We start from the raw sequence: 17,323 nt of genomic DNA on the forward strand, positions 1-17,323 counted from the left end.
TCAGTCCAGCCGGCTCGAAAGCTATCCGGCAGGAGTTGCGCCATGTTGGCGCACTTGAAAGCGTCAGAGGGCGCCGTGTCGCATCTTTCGATGGGACCGGACGCCATGATGGCCATAAATGACGTGGATGGCCTGCGCCTGACATTCGACGGCTGGCGGGTCCTGCACATCCGTCCTTCAGGAAACGCCCGCAAATGACATGTTACGTTGAGGCAGTTAAGAATTGGACTTGAAAAAGGGACTTTGTGGACTGCCTCGACCGGCTGTTTCGCTTAGCAAAGCGCGGCCCCACGTCAGCAGAGGCTCATGGTCAAGGAACGCCTTAGTATCCATCACATGGATGGGCCACATTCACGCAATCAATTTTACACATGTCGCCGGGCGCATTAGAGAACGCTGAATTTAAACCGGAAGCGAGTGTACCCGGCGTCAAGATTTGCGAGCGTCACAGAGATAAGGATAGGCAGTGCTGAGGAGCTCTTCTGCCCCACGCGCAGCCTCTACCAAATCGCCCGGCGTAACGGTCGACTAGTATCGATTAAGAGATCCCAAGTCAGATGCAACCTCGTCTCTGAAACGAGATTTCCGAAAATGCAGGTCAGTGGATTGGTAAAGCGCAGGTTCGTCGTCTCTCAGAGGCGTACGGGGTTCGGTGATTGTCTGTGGTCGCTGGCGGCCGCTTGGCGCTACGCTCAGCGGTCGGGACGAACGCTAGCCGTCGACTGGCGCGGGTCCTGCTATCTCGACCAACCCTTCACAAATGCCTTTCCGGTGTTCTTCCAACCGATCAATGACATCGCTGGCGTACCGGCTATTTGCGACGACCGGATCAACGACTTTTCCTTCCCGGGTCCATTCTTCCCGGAGTGGTGGAATAGGCCAGCGATCGACTGCCTTTACCGCCCAGATGAGCAGATTTTCCAAGAGCGCGACGAGTTGGGCGAGCTCTTTCAGGCCGAACACGATGTCGAAGCGAACACAGTAGTGTGTGACGCTTGCTTGATGTGGCGCTGCGATGAGGATGCCGAGCGGCAGGTCTTCCAGAGTGTCAAGCCTCGGTCTGAAATTCAAACACGCATAGATGCCATTTACCAAGAATGTTTTGTGGGGCACAGCATCATCGGGGTTCATGTTCGACATGGTAACGGTGAAGACATCATGGACCATGCGCCCTACTGGGCCGATCCGGAGTTCGCCGTTCGACAAGTGTGCACTGCGGTTGATAAGGCTAAAGCGTTGCCGCACCCCAAGCCTGTGCGGCTGTTCTTGTGCACGGACAGCGCGCAAATCCTGGATCATCTGTCGGCCAAGTTTCCCGATCTTCTCACCGTCCCCAAGCATTTCCGATCCGATCAAGACGGCCCCTTACACACTGCAGCACTTGGGATGGACGGCGCAATTTCCGCCCTCGTTGAGATGTATCTTCTCGGGCGCTGCGATACTGTAGTTCGGTTTCCTCCGACGAGCGCCTTTACACGATATGCACGCCTTTTCGTACCGCGGGTAATTGAGTTCGATCTGAAGGACCCAAGTCGTTTGATTTTGATAGAAGGCAGCCAAAGAGTCTCTCATCTTGATTAAGACCGCTACCTGGGCAATTCGGCAAATGGAACGAACAGGCATAGAGACATCGACCGCAATCCACGAGAGGCGGGCCATGGCATACGCTAAATGTCCCGCAGCTGCTCAGCTTGATCCGCAGGCTTGAGGATCCGGACACACTGCAGCAGTTCTTGGCTCCATTCGGGACTGTTGCCGACGTCGATGAAACCAACGGCCTTAGGGCACGAATACAGAATGACGAGATCATTCATCTGCGGCCGTCCGGCAACGCGCCAGAACTTCGCTGTTACTCGGAGCGCCGCAAGACCATCCTAGAGCGACGGCGGTCGTGACGCTGACGCTAAGGGCGCGGGCAATGACGTCCAGAGACGAAATCGAGGTTGTTTAATGAAAGTGGTTCCCGTCATCATCAGCGGTGGAGCCGGATCGCGGCTATGGCCCGCTTCGAGGCAATCGCACCCCAAACCTTTCCTTAAAGTAGCAGATGGACATTCTCTCATTCAGCACACTGTGCTGCGCGTCGGTTCGATAAAGGGCGTAGTGGAACTCGTCGCCGTGACATCTGGGGAACACCTCTTCCTTACCAAGGACGAGTTCGACGAACTAGATTCCGTGGTCCTGCCACGCACCTTTTTGCTCGAGCCTGAAGGCCGGGATACGGCCGCAGCCGTTGCGGCAGCCGCCATCCATGCCAAGGCAACGCAAGGCCCTGACGCGATTCTATGCGTCTTCCCAGCCGATCACATGGTTGGCAACCTGCCTGCATTTTTAGACGTCATGTGCCGGGCCATCGAACATGCGAAGCTCGGGCGGATCGCCACATTGGGCATCACCCCAACCAGACCGGACACGGCATTCGGCTATATCGAAGCGGATGGTGAGAAAGTCGTCCGTTTCGTTGAAAAACCGGATCTGGACACAGCCAAAGCCTATGTCGCGTCCAAGCGCTTCTTCTGGAACGCCGGCATTTTCTGCTTTAGCGCACAAACCATGCTCGACGAGATGGCATCGCATTGCCCCGCGGTGATCCAGGCCGCCTCCGACAGCTACGAGAACGGGCGCTTCAGTCAAGGCGAAGGCTTTGCCAAAATCGAACTCGCGCCTGAGCATTTCGGCTCCGCCCCGCGAATCTCGCTCGACCACGCTGTCATGGAGAAGACGAACAAACTTGCCGTGGTTGCCTGCGACATGGATTGGAACGACATCGGATCCTGGAACGCAATGGCCGATTTGATCGCCCCCGACGAAAGCGGGAACAGGATACGCGGCGATGTGCATATGGTCGACACGACCGGCAGCTATGTGAGCTCCGACAAGCGCGTCATCGGCACGGTCGGTGTCAGCGATCTGGTGATCGTCGATTCCCCGGACGCTTTGCTTGTCGCATCCCGCGACCGCGTTCAGGACGTCAAGAAGCTGTTCGAGGGCCTCAAGGCTTCAGGACATGAAGCTCACCTGGTCCATAGCACGGTACACCGGCCGTGGGGTACCTACACGGTTCTTGAGGAAGGCGAGCGCTTCAAGATCAAACGCATCGAGGTGAAGCCCGGTCGGCGGCTGAGCCTGCAGATGCACTATCATCGTTCGGAGCACTGGGTCGTGGTCAGCGGCTCCGCGAAAATCGTCAATGGCGAGCAGGAGTTGTTCCTGGCGACAAACCAATCAGCCTACATCCCCTGCGGCCATAAGCATCGGCTGGAGAACCCAGGCAGAATTGACCTGGTGATCATTGAAGTGCAGAGCGGCGATTATCTCGGCGAGGATGATATCGTTCGCTTCGACGACGTATATGGTCGAACGTAGATTTCACCCGCATGACGAGAACGGTCAACGTGTCGCTGACTAATTACCACTAGGAAGGCCGTCTGCCCACTCAGGACCGGATGCTTGTGGAATCGGGAATTGACCAAGGCAGCGGCGAATGACCGCAATCGGCATCAGGGTGGGACAAATCAACCGGAAAAGACCGGAGAGCATAGTAACGCAACACAGTCCCACTGTCGAATAGCCTTTGATATTCTGACTTTCCAAGCACCCTCAGGGCCCACCAAAATTATATCAATGGCTTATGGCCGACTTCGCTCTGAAGTGGGCCAAATCGACCTCGCTATCCCCGCAGCACTCAGTTCGATTGTTTTCTCATGAAAACGAGCAAGGACCGGGGGAGGGCGATCTTGTGCTGGCTTCTATGTCCAATCTTGCTCCTGTTCGTCGTCAGGTTGTGTGCAGCCACATAGCGCGGCTATCGCGAGGCTGGAAGGCCTCCGATCGATAGGTGCGGCGAACGGCGGCAACGAGGTGCGAATAGGATGGCTGAGCGTATGATCGAGAATACCGCAGTTGCGGTCTAGCGCGAAATGCAGCGTCTGTGACTCATCGGTCATTGCAGCGGGAAATCATGACCCTAAGCCGCCCTTCATCAGCCCACCAGCGCCCAGAAGAAGGCGAAGATCCGTCACAATGCCTACCTGTACCAAGGCTTCAAGCAGTTCACCGCGAATGTGAAGACCGCCAGCCATTGCTTCTTCATTTTCGGCCATTCGCTCGCTACGAATGACGACCACATCCTTAACCGCATAGCGCGTGGCAAGTTTCTGGCATCTATGGTGAACCAGCATCCGCGGATAACCAGCGGATCATGAACCACGCGAACGAGCTAGCGGTGCAGCGCAACGAAAAACCGCCGCTTGATGTCGTCTTTTATGATGCTGCTACAGTTCATGTCTGGGGTTTAGGCTTAGAAGCGGAATGACTGCCAACCAGGTCATCGAGCCGGAAACTGACCGGCCGGTCGGCCCAAAAATGACATTCAGTTGCCTCCAGCCTTTCGACACGAGCCACTTCACGATCTCGCGATTGCCAGCTAGCGGCTTGTTGCTCGAGCTGCGCGATCCTAGTCTGTGGTCGCTATGCCTCAGCAAGAAGAGTCCGGTTCCTAGCCGGGCGGAGGCGCAACGAGATAGCCAGCTCAGGACAAGGAGAGCAAGCCATGGTCGCTTTTACCCTCAATGGCGAGGCGCGAACACTCGACGTCGATCCAGAGATGCCGCTGCTCTGGGCGATCCGTGACGGCATCGGACTCACAGGAACGAAATTCGGTTGCGGCCTTGCCCAGTGCGGCGCTTGCACGGTTCACGTTAACGGCATGCCGACGCGCTCGTGCCAGACCGCAGTCGGCGACATCGAAGGAGCCTCGATCACCACCATTGAGGGCGTGTCGGGCAAGATCGGCGAAACGGTCCAGGCCGTGTGGGCCGAGTTCGACGTACCTCAATGCGGCTATTGCCAGTCTGGCCAGATCATGTCGGCCGTGGCCCTCCTGACCGAGACGCCGAAGCCGACGGACGATGATATTGATTCGGCGATGAGCGGCAATCTCTGCCGCTGCGCCACCTATCATCGCATCCGCGCGGCCATCCACGAGACCGCCAACCGGCTGGAGACTTGAGGCATGTTGCAGTTTCTCCCGAAGCATAATGCCGTGGGGCCCACGCGCCGCCAGTTCCTCCTCGGCACGGCCGTCACCACCGCGGGCCTCGCCGTGGGTTACCGGCTAATGATGGCCGCGCCCGCCAACGCACAACCGTCGCCTGCAGCGGTCCAGGCGAACCCCTTCCAGACCTATGTCGAGATCACACCGGAGAACCGAATCGTCATCCACTCGTCGCAGTTCGAGATGGGACAAGGCTCCTATTTCGGCATCGCCACCCTGGTTATGGAAGAGCTCGACGGCGCCTGGGCGCAGGTCCACGTGGTCGGCGGATATGGCAATACCGCGCTCTACGGCAATCTCGCCTGGGGCGGGGCCGCGCAGGGAACCGGTGGCTCCACGTCGATGAGTTCGTCGTGGGAGCGCTACCGCAAGGCGGGTGCTGCCGCACGGGCCATGCTGGTGGCGGCCGCGGCGCAGCGGTGGGACGTGCCAGCCGGCGAGATCACAGTCGCTTCCGGGGTCGTGTCGCACGCCTCAGGGATGCAGGCGCGCTTCGGTGACCTGGCTGAAGCCGCAGCGGGAATGCCGGTTCCCGACGATGTGCCGCTAAAGCCGCGCGACAAGTGGGCCCAGATCGGATCGGACAGCCTCAAGCGCTACGATTCCGCCGGCAAGACCAATGGCGCGCAGACCTACACGATCGACCTGAAGATGGATGGACTCAATACGGCCGTTATGATCCATCCGCCGAAGTTCGGCGCTGAGATCGAGAGCTTCGACGCCTCCAAAGCCAAGGCACTCGACGGCATTGTCGATGTCGTCCAGACGCCGCGCGGCATTGCCGTGGTCGGCAGGGACATGTGGACGGCGCTCAAGGGCCGCGATCTCGTGGAGGTGACCTGGAACGAAGAGAAGGCCGAAAGGCGCGGCACGGCCGAGATCATGGCCGAATACACTAAGGCAGCAGACGATCCGGGCGCGGCCACCGCGCGCGACGACGGTAACACTCCCGCAGCGTTGGCCAGTGCTGAGAAAGTCATCCAAGGGCACTACGAATTCCCCTATCTTGTCCATGCTTCGATCGAGCCACTCAACGCGGCCGCCCGAATCAACGAAGACGGCACCATCGACGTCTGGGGCGGACACCAGATGCCCGACCTTTATCAGGCGGCTGCCGCTCAAGTAGGCGGCACCACGCCGGACAAGGTGAGGCTGCACGTGATGAAGACCGGCGGCAGCTTCGGCCGCCGAGCGGTCTCGGACGCAGATCTCATTATCGAAGCTGTTTCCACAGCGCGTGCACTGGGACCCGGCAAGCCAGTGAAGGTGCAGTGGACCCGCGAGAACGACATGCGGGGTGGGCGGTACCGGCCGGCCTATGTGCACGCAGTCGAGGCGGGGCTCGACAAGGAAGGCAATGTCGTCGCTCTCCATGACCACATCGTGGGCCAATCGATCGCGGGCGGTTCGCCCTTTGCGGCGATGATCGAGAACGGCATCGATCCGACCTCCGTAGAGGGCGCCACCAACCTGCCCTATGCGATCCCGAACCTGAAGGTCGAGCTGACCACCACGGACGTGAAAATCCCAGTGCTGTGGTGGCGTTCGGTAGGCTCCACCCACACCGCTTACGCAATGGAAACCCTGATCGATGAGCTCGCCGCCGCTGCGAACCGTGATCCGGTCGACTTCCGCTTGTCGATGCTCGGTCACCATCCACGGCATGCCGGCGTGCTGAAATTGGCTGCTGAGAAGGCAGGCTGGGACAAGCCTCTGCCGGAAGGCCGTTTCCGCGGCGTGGCCCTGCATGAAAGCCTCTCGACTTATGTCGCCGAGGTGGTCGAGATCACCTTCAACGATGGAAATGATTTCAAAGTCGACCGCGTCGTCTGCGCGGTAGATTGCGGCACCGCGATAAATCCTGACCAGATCCGCGCTCAGATGGAGGGCGGTATCGGCTTCGGGCTAGGCGCGATCCTCCAGGAGGAGCTGACCCTGACGGGCGGTGTCGTAGACCAAGAGAACTACGACACCTATATGCCGCTCAGGATCGAGCAGATGCCGCGCGTCGAGGTGCACATTGTGCCGTCCGACGAGCCGCCCACGGGCGTTGGCGAGCCGGGTGTGCCGCCGATCGGCCCGGCCGTCGCCAACGCGCTACGGGCGGCGACGGGCAAGACGATCCGCAAGCTGCCGATCATAAAGAACTTGTCGGCATAGCCGGGAATGACACCATGAAAACGGCCGCGATGAAGATCGCGGTCGTAGGTCGTTTTTGAACGCCTCCTGACATGCGATCACCTCCATTCGATCAATTTCCGGCGGCTGCCCGGTCCAATATACGGTTTAGAGACGGTAACCCGTGTTCTGAACGACCGCAGACGGTCGTTGGTGCTGGTAGCACTAAAGATCCGCTTTCGAGACGGGCCCCATAACAGGACATTGATGTCTTCGCGCTGAGCGTCAGCAGTTGGCGCAAATGCCGCACGCAAATGACGCAAGGCGAAAGGAAGATCGCGTCGGTGTGCAGCCTTCCTGAGAAAGGTCGCGGTAGCCGCTTCTTGGCGCGAGAAGCGGCCGGTCCTCTGACGCGCAAACCTCCCTTCCGAGTGAGGCGTTCAGTGCGTCGGCTTGGTGGACTGAGGCACTTCTGAGTGGGACAACAACATTGAAAAACATTGGAAAAGATTTGAATGCTCTGAAGTCCCACTGATCTCTTACCAATTGATTTTTATGGCTTTCTGAATACCCTCCGGGCCCACCATTATCGTTATTTATCAATGCTTTATAGGGTGGTTCGCCACGGGGTTCGCCAACAGGTTCGCCAGGCATCGGCTTGCGCGTCACGAGACGCACGACTCGATCCATGCCCTGCACCGCCAGCCGAACCTGCGATGCCTCGCGCGAATAGAGTTCGGCATGATCGATGTCGTCGTGACCCAGCACATCCATGAGCTGCCTGGTTGAGGCCTCTGCCTCCGCCAGATAGACGCCAAGCGACTTCCTCAATCCATGCAGGGTCAGGCCCTTCGGAAGACCGGCAAGCTTGCACCAGTGCGCCATCATTCCAGTCAGTGACTTGGCGGAGAACGGCTGCCCATAAGCGTTGACCAAGACGGTTTCCCCGCGCTCGTCAGCGGAGTCGAGAATTTCCGAAAGCATCGGGGTTATGGGCACGAAGAGCCGTTTGCCGCCGGTCCGCCCCTTGTTCTTTGCCTGAACGATATCAAATCCGTCGAACTGACGCTCGACCCCGTCAATGATGACGCGACGCGTCACCCGTTGGTTCCACCGCAGCCCTGCAACGTCGCCGCGACGATTGCCAAGCCAAAGTGCCAACCCGTAGCAGGTGCGTGCCGCGGTGCCGAGCGGCCAACGGTTTTCGAATTGCGCCATCGCTTCGCGGGGCCACGCTTTCCAGCCGGTATAGGCGGGCCGCCACTCGACCGCCGCTGTCGGATCGATTTCGATCCAGTCTTGTCGCATTGCGACATAGACCAGCTTGCGTATGCCCACTAACAGATGCTTGGCCTTGTGGGGCGTGGCGATGAAGCGGCCAAGAAGCTCTTCAATATGGATACGTCTAAGGTTCTTAACCGCTACATCCCGCCAGATGAGCGGGTGATCAGGGACCACGCGCAGTTCTAAAAATTCTTCGATCAGCCGCGTGTTCTTGCGCTTGCTGGCTTCGTCAAGCGCCAACCACTTGACCGAGATCTTCAACCGTTGAAAGGCCGCTCCAAACGTCCCGGGCAGGGCGACTCCAGGCATACGCACGACGGGAGCTTTAGGGACTTTCCGGCCCTCGACCGCTGCTTGGTACGCATCCTTGAAGCCCGGCTGATTGGGGGCCGGCAGACTGACCACACGCTCCTTCGTCCGATACCGCCACCGCAGTTTTCCGTGGCGATCGGTGTAGGAGGAGAGGCCTGGATATTTGTCGGTCATGGCAGAATGAATCTATTTCCTGCGATGATTCCCTTGCAACAGGAAGTCGACGATATTCTCATCATCGTCTCCATGTAATTCGGTAAACGCCGCTTCGAGTTTAAGTCGATCCCAAATCACGCGGCCGTCAACTTTCTTCGGCTTCGGCATGCGGCGGTCAGCAACCATCTGGTCGAATTTGGTTATGCCCACGCCAATATATCGGGCGGCCTCTTCTCGAGAGAGGCCGCGAGGAGGATAGGAAAGGGTGTCGCTTTTCATGATCTCGCCGCCGGCATGTGTCCGCCCTGGTGCACGGACTTCCGTTCAGAGATCAGGATCTAGATTGTATCAACCTCCGCCGGAAGGGCGCCGATCAAGCCCTGCGGTAAATTGCGGTCACGGCGTATAAATAGGATGCGCGATTTCATACCCTGCCGCGGACGGATGCCGCATCACGCCGCCGACAGCCGCACGTGGAACTTGCTGTCGGTTGCCGAAGATTGTGGCAATCCGGACAGACCCGTCGAAACAGGGTGTAGGCTTCCGCCTCCTGGGTCACAACCGCTGTTTGCAGGGTGGCCATGATCTTCTTGCCGTCGTCGATCGACAGGCCCAGGTCTCCTTCACGCAGACGCTCATCGCTTTTGTCGATCCGGACCTCTCGGCGACAGATGTCGCCGAATTCGTTCGTCCCTTCGATCGAAATCGTCCACTCCATTCCCATCACTACCTCCGAAACCAAAGAGATGGTGATGGCCCAGTCGACGCTAACAAATCGTGGCCGCGCTCACCCCAGAGAAGTTACCGGTCTCCACTGCACTAATGGGCGGTGTAAGCTCCGTCCACCAGATGGTAGCTCCCAGTGATAAAGCTGGCCTGGTCGGACAACAGGAAGCACACAAGAGCCGCTACCTCTTCCGGTTTCCCTCGCCTGCCCATCGGCTGAAGACCCGCCATGCGCCGGCTGGCTAATGCCTCCATTTGCTCCGATAAAAGAGGCGTTTCGATCCAGCCGGGGCCGACGACATTGATCCGGATGCCCATCCTAGCATATTCAATCGCCGCAACCTTGGTTAATCCAACGACCCCGTGTTTCGCTGCCGTGTAAGCGGACGCAGTTGGCAAGCCGACGGAACCGAGAACAGAGGACATGTTCACGATGGCACCTCCGCCTCGATCCAGCATCGCGGCGATTTCGTACTTCATGCTGTAGAAAACGCCATTGAGATTAACGTTTATCAGTTTGTGCCAGTTGTCGAGCGGATAGTCTGCCGTTGCTTTTCGAATGCCGTCGATACCTGCATTGTTTACCGCCATATCCAGTCCGCCGCATTTCTGGACAGTGAACTCGATCAGCTTTTCCACTGCTGCCGCATCCGTGACATCTACCGCAAAGTCGTAGGCCCTGCCTCCTTGCGAGCTTATTTCGGCGGCTGTGCAGCGCGCGGCCTCGGCATCAAGGTCGGCGACAACAATCTCGGCTCCTTCTTGCGCGAGTTGCCGTGAAACAGCCGCACCTATTCCGGAGCCTGCGCCGGTCACAATCGCGACTTTACCATGGAAGTCAGGCTTCATCGGCTCTGTCCTATGCCATTTCTGACATAACCGAACAGAGGCAGACGGTCATCGCAAGAAGTTTCGCTCCAATTCGCTTGTTTAATCCTGTGAATTCATTTTTGCCACCACACAGCGAGACTTGGCCCGCAGGCCTCGGAATGGTAGAGACGAGGGCGGCGGTAGATGACCAGTTTCCTAGCAGGTACAAATGGAAGAACACCACATTGCGCGCCGGGGGCTCGTGCTGGGTAGTCTGGCTCTGATGATCTCCGGATGCACGTCGATTTCATCCGCGTTCGGACCAAGGCGTGGCCTGAATCCTCGTTACCGACGGCAGCATGTGCGGTACGACGGAAACGAGCCGGCCGGAACGATCGTCGTCGATACTTCGCACCGTTTTCTCTATGCCGTCGAGTCTGACGGGTGGGCGACGCGCTACGGCGTTGGCGTCGGCGAGCAGGGACTTTCCTTCAAGGGTACAGCGACCGTCGGCCGCAAGGCGGACTGGCCGTCGTGGACACCCACCGCCAGCATGATGCAGCGCAAGCCGCGCCTGGTGCAGTATGCAGGGGGGGTCCCTGGCGGACCAAACAACCCGCTTGGTGCGCGTGCCCTTTATCTCTATCGAGACGGGCGCGACACCCACTTCCGGATACATGGTACAAACGAGCCATGGACGATAGGCACAGCGGTATCGAACGGGTGCATCCGTATGATAAATGACGACGTCATTGACCTCTACGACCGTACTCCTTTGGGCACGACGGTGGTGGTTGTTTGATGGTGGGCAGGCCTGATCTTCGTTGGATGGTGAACCCTGCCAGCACGTCACCGCAAAGGTGCCGCCGGCAACCGGGTGCCAACTGTGTCATTTCTGCACTAGGCGTTGGTGTAGATCGCAGCTAACTTCGTGGGGCTGCATATCGTTTTAGTTGTGGCGATTCCATAGGCTATTCCGCCCTCGGGGAAAGGATTGCTTGATGAACAGGATATTGATTGCAATGGTTGCTGTGCTCGCCGTTGCCAGCCTGAGCGGCTGCGCGAACGACTGGATCGGCAAAGGAAAGGGTAAGGCTCCGGCACCCGCTCCGGTAGAGCAGCCAGTGATTAAGTAAGGACCGGCTTGTATGGGGAAGGGGTGCCAAGCCCTTCCCCATACATACGCAGCCGGGGCTTTGGCCGGCTTCATAGCGGTTGGCGAGCATAGGCCGTTATTAGGTCTGTGCTTTGTGAAGTTCGGGAATGGACGCGGCGATGACGCTTCTAAGTAGCCGTCTCTTGCTTGTGGCGTTGGTGGCCCTCCCGGCAGCGGCATGTCAGACGAAAGACCTGCCGCCCCAGCCGAATTTCGTATCTTATGCCGATGGCGGAGCTGCGCCTCAAAAAAACGACGAGCGGTACTTCATCGAGTTCCGCTCCCGCTACGCCCTAAGCTACGGCCACACCTACGCAGTTTTTGGGCGCCTGGACCGGGCCGGGAGAATGATCGATCCCCAAGTCGCGGGCCTTCACCCGGCTTCGAACAGTGCGGTTCCCTATGTTCTGGGCCATATCGTGCCGGTGCCAGCCGAAACCGGGTGGAGCGACGGTGATCTGGAAGAACCATACAGATCCGCAAGCTGGCAAATCATATTGACCCGGGCCGAATACGACAAAGTCGTTGCCTACATCCGCAAGCTGCAGGCGAGCTCGCATGTCTGGCAGGCGACGGTCTTGAACTGCAACGGCTTCGTGGCGGACATCGCTCATTCCATGGGATATAAGACTCCCGCCATTCAGCTCCGGCCGCAACAATTCATAACCGAGCTTCGGGAGATGAATACATAACCAAGATTCGAGGGATGAATGGGACCGAATGCGATCGGTACTGCCCCTCCGGCTTTCGCGTCTGCGGACTAACTCGGAGAGGATCGCTGCGCCTGAAGGTCGGCCGGTGACGAAATCGAGACGATGGGTGAAGTGGCCATACTCAGGGGCAGCTGCTACAGTCGCGATCGCAGAAAGGGCGCTGGTGACCTGAAGTGAGCATTGCGGCAGCCTCACTTGGCGAGGTCATTTGGGTGATCGGCATCGTTGCTTGGTACGTGATTCGGTATCCCTTCGAGCGCCGGGCAAGGCGCGTGCGAATTGTAACTGGCTACCGCTCACGTTCCGACATCGTCGGGCTTGCATCTGCTCTGTTTGGCCTCGCAATCCTGCCTGCCTTCTATGTTGTCACCGGCATGCCCGCAGCGGCTGACCACCCGGCCAGCGTTTGGGCCGTGGCTCTCGGCACAATCATCTTCTGCTCCGCGCTATGGGTTTTTCGCAGATCCCATAAGGAACTTGGCCGGAACTGGTCGATTACGCTGGAGATTCGCGAACGGCATGAACTCATCTGCGCCGGACCATACGCTTTGGTCCGCCACCCGATGTATACCTCGTTCCTGCTCATGGGCCTCGGCCAGGTCTTTTTGCTGGCGAACTGGATTGCGGGCATATCGGGTTTGATTGGGTTCGCAGTCCTTTTCCTGCTGAGAGTGGACGAGGAAGAGCGTATGATGCTGGAGAATTTCGGCCCGCAATACCGTGCCTATATGGAAAAGACCAAGCGAATAGTCCCTTATCTTTATTAGAGGTACGTTTTATGCGAGGCCGAGCCCTCAAGCTTTCCGCGCCCCGGCGCCTTGTTGGCGATCTGATGAGGTTTTCGATCGGCGTGCCACGGGTCGCGGTGCAGCGTCAGATGAACCTCGGCCCACTCGTAAGGGCTAGAATGGCGCAGCAGACCAGGCCCTCCTGGACCGCGATCTTCCTGAAAGGATATGCGCTTCTTGCCCTAGAGATGCCGGAGCTGCGGCGCGCCTATGTCAAGTTGCCCTGGCCGCAGCTTTATGAGTATCCGGCAAGCGTAGCCTCGATTGCCCACGAGCGCGAATATGATGGCGAGCCGGCCGTTCTGCTGAGCTGCATCAAGTGCCCGGAGCGCTACTCCATCACGGAACTTGAGGGATCCATCCATGCGGCTCGATCACGGCCGATCCTGGAGGTCCCGGAGTTTCGGCGTGCCCTGCGGGTGGCAGGTGCGCCCGCGCCAGTCAGGTGGCTGCTTATGTGGCTAGGGTTGAACATCGCCCGGCAAAGGGCAAATTACTTCGGTACCTTCCAACTGTCGGTCTATTCTGGTCTCGGTGCGGAATCACTCAACCCGCTGACACCACTGACCACGCTTCTGAACTACGGTCCGATCGGCAAAGACGGATCGGTGAATGTCCGCATCCACTACGATCACCGGGTCATGGATGGAGCGAACGTCGCACGAGCACTGGAGAGATTCGAAAAGATCCTGAACGGCACTGTCGCCAATGAAGTGATGCTGCTCGGTCAAGGAGTTTCCGCTCCTGCAAGACAGAGGAACGCGACGTGATTTCGCACTGTGAATACCGGCCAGCGATCGTCGTGATTGGCGGCTCGGGTGGAATTGGCCGGGCGATTGCGAGCGTCGCGGCAAGGGAGCGCGGTGCGGTTGTGCTGGTTGCCCGCTCGCCCGAGGGTTTGGCCGCCGCGGCGTCTGAGGTTAGGGAGGCGGGCGGCGAGGCATTCACGCTCGAGTTGGATCTCGTGGCAGGCGATGCGCCGACGCGCATGGAGGGCTTTCTGTCCACACACGGCCTGGTCTGTGATGTCCTGGTCAACAGCGCCGGCTATGGCCTGCGGGGCGCGACGACGGCGCTGCCTATTGATGATCAACTGGGCATCATCGATCTCAACATACATTCCCTCACAGAACTGACCCTCCATTTTCTGCCGGGAATGGTGGCGCGCCGACGGGGCGGGGTGCTCAATCTCAGTTCCGTGGCCGGGTTCGTTCCCGGGCCTTATATGGCTCTGTACTTCGCCAGCAAAGCTTTCGTGCGCTTCTTCTCAGAGGCGCTTCACCAGGAATTGCGCCGAACCGGTGTGACGGTCACATGCGTTGCACCAGGCCCGGTGTCGACGGAGTTTCTCGCAAGATCAGGCGCCAATCAGACGGCGCTCTTCAACATCTTGCCCAAGGTGGATCCGGAGTATGTGGCCGAACGGGCGTGGCGAGGGTTCAAATCCGGTCGTCGCCTCGTCGTACCGGGAATCTCGGGCAAGTTGGCTGCCCTTGCGGCAGCGCTCCTGCCTTCAGCAGCGCTGCTGCCCCTGGTCGGCCGGCTGCAACGCGGCGGCAATGATCAATGTCCTTGCGGTTCAGGTATGAAGTTCAAGAAATGCTGCGGTACCCGCCAGATTCAGCTACGCCGGGGCCCTCGGGGAATTATCCCCTGAAGGACCAGCACGCCCGCTCGCTATTTCAGAAGTCGCCGATGGTCTTGGCAACGACCAAACGCTTTCCACCTGAACCGTTGCTGCGCTCGTGCATGAAGTCCCTCTCCGCCAGCGAGACAAAAACCAAACCTTCCAGACCTACCGCCCTCCAAGTGACCGCCATCTCGGCGCGGCCAGCGCTCGTTCATCGTTCATCTACTCGACTCTTCGAGTCACAGACGGCTCAGCACGGTCACTGCCGACGATGCAGCCTGCCAGCGAATGGAACCGGGTACAGCAGCCTATGTCCGGTTCTGATGCCAATAAAGCCATCGTCCGCCGCTATTTCGATATGTTCAATTCCGGTGATCTGACCCAGCTCGCCGACATTGTTTCGCAGGACTATGGTGACAAGCTGAATGGATAATCCTCCGGCATCGACGTCATCCGCGGCTATCTCGAGGGCCTAAAGTCCAGCTTTCCCGATTTCACTTGGACCATCGAGCAGATCATCGGTGAGGGCGATCGGGTGGCGGTCATGAATCGCGTCAGCGGCACCCAGGTGAATGACTTCGGTGAGATCAAGGCGACCGGCAATCGCGTCGATTGCGCTGCTTTTCAATTCTACCGGATCGCCGACGGAAAGCTCGCCGAGCACTGGGAGGTAGCCGACTTCGCCAAGTTCCAGGAGCAGCTGACCGCCAAGCCGCCAGGGAGTGCCTTCAAAGCTTTTCAAAACACACTCAAGGGTTGACCGAACACGGAGCAACCGCAAGGCTTGGGCCTATCCAGGTGCCCCACTCTGCGCAAGATCGCACGCCGCGGTTGATGCCAGCGATGCAACTGGGTCGGGACCTGTTAATTTGACGCAAATGATGTGAGGTCATCCGTTCGTGGTTGGCGAAGCGAACGGAGTGAGACATGGATGAGCGGTGGCCCGATATCCCCTATCTGCCGTGGCACGATACTGGCGCCGCGCTCCAGCTCCACGCACAGATCGTTGGCAAATATCGGCTCGCGCGAACGCCGTGGGTGAACCACTGGCCCAAGCGTTCTGATCGGTGATGGCAGTGCGCAAGGCGTTAGCGTCATAGCCCTTCTCGGCGAGCAGCATCGCACCTGGCGGCAAATCTGTGATCAGATCCGCTGCGGAGGCGATGTCGCTCTTCTGGCCTCCCGTGAGCGTTAGCTTGATCGGCCCTGCCTTTGGCGTCCACAAGAGCATGGATTTTGGTTGTCAGCCCGCCTCGGGATCGGCCGAGACAATGATCTCGACCCCCCTTTTTGCCGTCGCGCCCTGCTGGTGTGCCTCCATCCCCACAGGAATATGCCCGAGGTTAAGAACTGCCTCGATGACCGACCGTCTTTCGTCCACCAAATCGGCGTAGGTCGAGCTGACGAAGATTTGGTATTTAACGTCCATGCAGCTTCACGCTTCGATCCGCCCTTGTAAGTCTGCAAGCAGGCTGGGGATAACGTTCCGGGCCCGCATCAAGAAGCCGAGTCATGATTCTTGCAAGGGGTGAAGCGATCAAAGGCCGACCCGCGCGCTGGCACGCTAGGTTGCCCGGTTTGCCGGAAGGAATAATCACTTGCGGCCGAGGAGTATGAAACGTGCGGTGCCCCCCGCCGCAGCGACAGCCTTCGCTATTCCTTCTTGTCGACCAGCGCCCGTAGTGCCGAGACGTCATGCAGCAATAACCTGCTGCCGCGCTTTTCGATCAGGCCTCTCTTGGCGAGGTCGCTCATTTCGCGCGAGACCGCTTCCCTGTGCGTGCTCATCGTTGCCGCCAGCTCGGAATGCGTCGGTGCCGGGCTTATGGACACCTCGCCGTCCACGACTGCGGCTTTCTCCGCCCGATGCAGGAGCTCGACGACCAGCCGTTTTCGCACGACCAGAGTGCTGTATTCGAATACCCGCTCGGTCATGCGCCGGAGCTGGGCAGACAGATGCTCAAGCAGCATCCAGGCAAAAGTCGGGTGGGTCATCACGATATCCCGGAATGCTGTGCCGGACAGCCGTGCAGCGCGGGTTGCCTCCAGCGCGACTACGCTGGCAGAGCGTGCAATCCCGTCAATGCCTCCGAGCTCCCCGAAAATGTCACCCGGTTCGACATCGCGATACGCTATCTCCCTGCCGTCCGCTGAAACCAGTGTCACGCGAGCCCGTCCTTCCAGCAGGAAGAAGACATCGCGACCAGTGTCGCCGTGGGAAATGATTAGCTCGTTATGTCGATAGCTGCGCTCGTGCCACCGTTTGGTCAGGGCGGCGAGGTCGGCATCGCAAAGTCTTGAGATGAAGGCCAGAGAGCCTGTCACAACGGTCTCTTGTTCAATCAAGTGTACTTCACCTTACCCCCTATCCAAGGAAATTTGATGGCCGCAGGCCCCGCTTTCCGGGATGCAAACTGGGAGCGGATTTCGCCAATGTTTTCCCCGGTGTGGGAATTCCCACAGCCGAGCCTGGTTCGACTGTCATATCCTTGTTGCACGTCAGGCCCGCCGGCTCGTGTGCAAGCCGGCGAAGGGAAAGGGAACAGTCATGAAATTCTTGGCTCCCGTCACAAA

22 protein-coding genes and 1 pseudogene are annotated in these 17,323 nt (G+C 58.9%); 16 read left to right on the forward strand and 7 right to left on the reverse strand.

What is annotated here, in order from left to right; translation table 11 throughout:
* The first annotated feature begins 42 nt into the window (after window positions 1–42).
* From NKH67_RS24975 to NKH67_RS25005, 7 genes are all read left to right on the forward strand, one after another.
* A complete protein-coding gene (locus tag NKH67_RS24975) occupies window positions 43–198 on the forward strand; it encodes a hypothetical protein (protein WP_352483792.1) in 156 nt (51 codons plus the stop codon).
* A 393-nt stretch (window positions 199–591) separates the two neighbouring features.
* Window positions 592–1,581, forward strand: coding sequence for a nodulation protein NodZ (locus NKH67_RS24980; RefSeq protein WP_352910875.1), 990 nt, complete (start codon window positions 592–594; stop codon window positions 1,579–1,581).
* Between the two features lie 152 nt (window positions 1,582–1,733).
* Window positions 1,734–1,895, forward strand: coding sequence for a hypothetical protein (locus NKH67_RS24985; protein ID WP_352479197.1), 162 nt, complete (start codon window positions 1,734–1,736; stop codon window positions 1,893–1,895).
* A 55-nt stretch (window positions 1,896–1,950) separates the two neighbouring features.
* On the forward strand, window positions 1,951–3,366 hold the full coding sequence (locus NKH67_RS24990) for a mannose-1-phosphate guanylyltransferase/mannose-6-phosphate isomerase (RefSeq protein ID WP_352479100.1): 1,416 nt from the start codon (window positions 1,951–1,953) through the stop codon (window positions 3,364–3,366).
* A 665-nt stretch (window positions 3,367–4,031) separates the two neighbouring features.
* The gene (locus tag NKH67_RS24995; protein ID WP_352479198.1) at window positions 4,032–4,205 is read left to right on the forward strand and encodes a hypothetical protein; all 174 of its coding nucleotides are present in this window, start codon (window positions 4,032–4,034) and stop codon (window positions 4,203–4,205) included.
* 347 nt (window positions 4,206–4,552) lie between these two features.
* Window positions 4,553–5,011, forward strand: coding sequence for a (2Fe-2S)-binding protein (locus tag NKH67_RS25000; RefSeq protein WP_352467057.1), 459 nt, complete (start codon window positions 4,553–4,555; stop codon window positions 5,009–5,011).
* 3 nt (window positions 5,012–5,014) lie between these two features.
* Window positions 5,015–7,216: a xanthine dehydrogenase family protein molybdopterin-binding subunit gene (locus tag NKH67_RS25005; protein ID WP_353031946.1), complete on the forward strand. Its 2,202-nt coding sequence runs from the start codon at window positions 5,015–5,017 to the stop codon at window positions 7,214–7,216.
* A gap of 243 nt (window positions 7,217–7,459) precedes the next feature.
* Here NKH67_RS25005 and NKH67_RS25010 read toward each other — a convergent pair whose 3' ends face one another.
* From NKH67_RS25010 to NKH67_RS25025, 4 genes are all read right to left on the reverse strand, one after another.
* Entirely contained in the window at window positions 7,460–8,944 is a 1,485-nt protein-coding gene (locus NKH67_RS25010) for a tyrosine-type recombinase/integrase (RefSeq protein WP_353031948.1), read from the reverse strand.
* Between the two features lie 12 nt (window positions 8,945–8,956).
* Window positions 8,957–9,205, reverse strand: coding sequence for a hypothetical protein (locus NKH67_RS25015; RefSeq protein ID WP_352503879.1), 249 nt, complete (start codon window positions 9,203–9,205; stop codon window positions 8,957–8,959).
* A 145-nt stretch (window positions 9,206–9,350) separates the two neighbouring features.
* Window positions 9,351–9,650 (reverse strand): hypothetical protein, encoded by a 300-nt coding sequence (locus NKH67_RS25020; RefSeq protein ID WP_352503878.1) that lies wholly within the window; start codon window positions 9,648–9,650, stop codon window positions 9,351–9,353.
* Between the two features lie 95 nt (window positions 9,651–9,745).
* A complete protein-coding gene (locus NKH67_RS25025) occupies window positions 9,746–10,501 on the reverse strand; it encodes an SDR family NAD(P)-dependent oxidoreductase (protein ID WP_352503877.1) in 756 nt (251 codons plus the stop codon).
* Between the two features lie 190 nt (window positions 10,502–10,691).
* Between NKH67_RS25025 and NKH67_RS25030 the strand changes: the two genes are divergently transcribed.
* The 9 genes from NKH67_RS25030 (at window position 10,692) to NKH67_RS25070 (ending at window position 15,820) form a co-directional block, all read left to right on the forward strand.
* Complete coding sequence (locus NKH67_RS25030; RefSeq protein WP_352503876.1) at window positions 10,692–11,264, forward strand: L,D-transpeptidase; 573 nt, start codon at window positions 10,692–10,694, stop codon at window positions 11,262–11,264.
* A gap of 199 nt (window positions 11,265–11,463) precedes the next feature.
* Window positions 11,464–11,598: an ABC transporter gene (locus NKH67_RS25035; protein WP_352503875.1), complete on the forward strand. Its 135-nt coding sequence runs from the start codon at window positions 11,464–11,466 to the stop codon at window positions 11,596–11,598.
* A gap of 139 nt (window positions 11,599–11,737) precedes the next feature.
* Complete coding sequence (locus tag NKH67_RS25040) at window positions 11,738–12,310, forward strand: hypothetical protein (RefSeq protein WP_352503882.1); 573 nt, start codon at window positions 11,738–11,740, stop codon at window positions 12,308–12,310.
* Window positions 12,311–12,510: 200 nt separating this feature from the next.
* Window positions 12,511–13,098, forward strand: coding sequence for a protein-S-isoprenylcysteine O-methyltransferase (locus NKH67_RS25045; protein WP_352503881.1), 588 nt, complete (start codon window positions 12,511–12,513; stop codon window positions 13,096–13,098).
* A gap of 11 nt (window positions 13,099–13,109) precedes the next feature.
* On the forward strand, window positions 13,110–13,889 hold the full coding sequence (locus NKH67_RS25050) for a hypothetical protein (protein WP_352503874.1): 780 nt from the start codon (window positions 13,110–13,112) through the stop codon (window positions 13,887–13,889).
* Window positions 13,889–14,776 carry an SDR family NAD(P)-dependent oxidoreductase gene (locus NKH67_RS25055; RefSeq protein WP_502893803.1) on the forward strand — a complete coding sequence of 296 codons (888 nt, stop codon included), beginning with the start codon at window positions 13,889–13,891 and terminating at the stop codon, window positions 14,774–14,776. The genes NKH67_RS25050 and NKH67_RS25055 overlap by 1 nt, the downstream gene beginning before the upstream one ends.
* A gap of 88 nt (window positions 14,777–14,864) precedes the next feature.
* Window positions 14,865–15,182, forward strand: coding sequence for a nuclear transport factor 2-like protein (locus tag NKH67_RS25060; RefSeq protein ID WP_352503872.1), 318 nt, complete (start codon window positions 14,865–14,867; stop codon window positions 15,180–15,182).
* Window positions 15,183–15,191: 9 nt separating this feature from the next.
* Window positions 15,192–15,509, forward strand: a complete 318-nt coding sequence (locus NKH67_RS25065; protein WP_352503880.1) for an ester cyclase — start codon at window positions 15,192–15,194, stop codon at window positions 15,507–15,509.
* A 167-nt stretch (window positions 15,510–15,676) separates the two neighbouring features.
* A complete protein-coding gene (locus tag NKH67_RS25070; RefSeq protein ID WP_352503871.1) occupies window positions 15,677–15,820 on the forward strand; it encodes a DUF5996 family protein in 144 nt (47 codons plus the stop codon).
* Window positions 15,821–15,827: 7 nt separating this feature from the next.
* Here NKH67_RS25070 and NKH67_RS25075 read toward each other — a convergent pair.
* The 3 genes and pseudogenes from NKH67_RS25075 to NKH67_RS25085 form a co-directional block, all read right to left on the reverse strand.
* A pseudogene (locus tag NKH67_RS25075) lies at window positions 15,828–16,044 on the reverse strand (transposase); the annotation flags it as partial.
* Window positions 15,993–16,178: a DUF4062 domain-containing protein gene (locus NKH67_RS25080; protein ID WP_352503870.1), complete on the reverse strand. Its 186-nt coding sequence runs from the start codon at window positions 16,176–16,178 to the stop codon at window positions 15,993–15,995. The gene NKH67_RS25080 and the pseudogene NKH67_RS25075, both read right to left, overlap by 52 nt.
* Before the next feature lie 224 nt (window positions 16,179–16,402).
* Complete coding sequence (locus tag NKH67_RS25085; RefSeq protein WP_353031952.1) at window positions 16,403–17,074, reverse strand: Crp/Fnr family transcriptional regulator; 672 nt, start codon at window positions 17,072–17,074, stop codon at window positions 16,403–16,405.
* Window positions 17,075–17,323: the final 249 nt, after the last annotated feature.

Source organism: Mesorhizobium sp. M0968 (assembly GCF_040319065.1).
GTDB lineage: Bacteria > Pseudomonadota > Alphaproteobacteria > Rhizobiales > Rhizobiaceae > Mesorhizobium.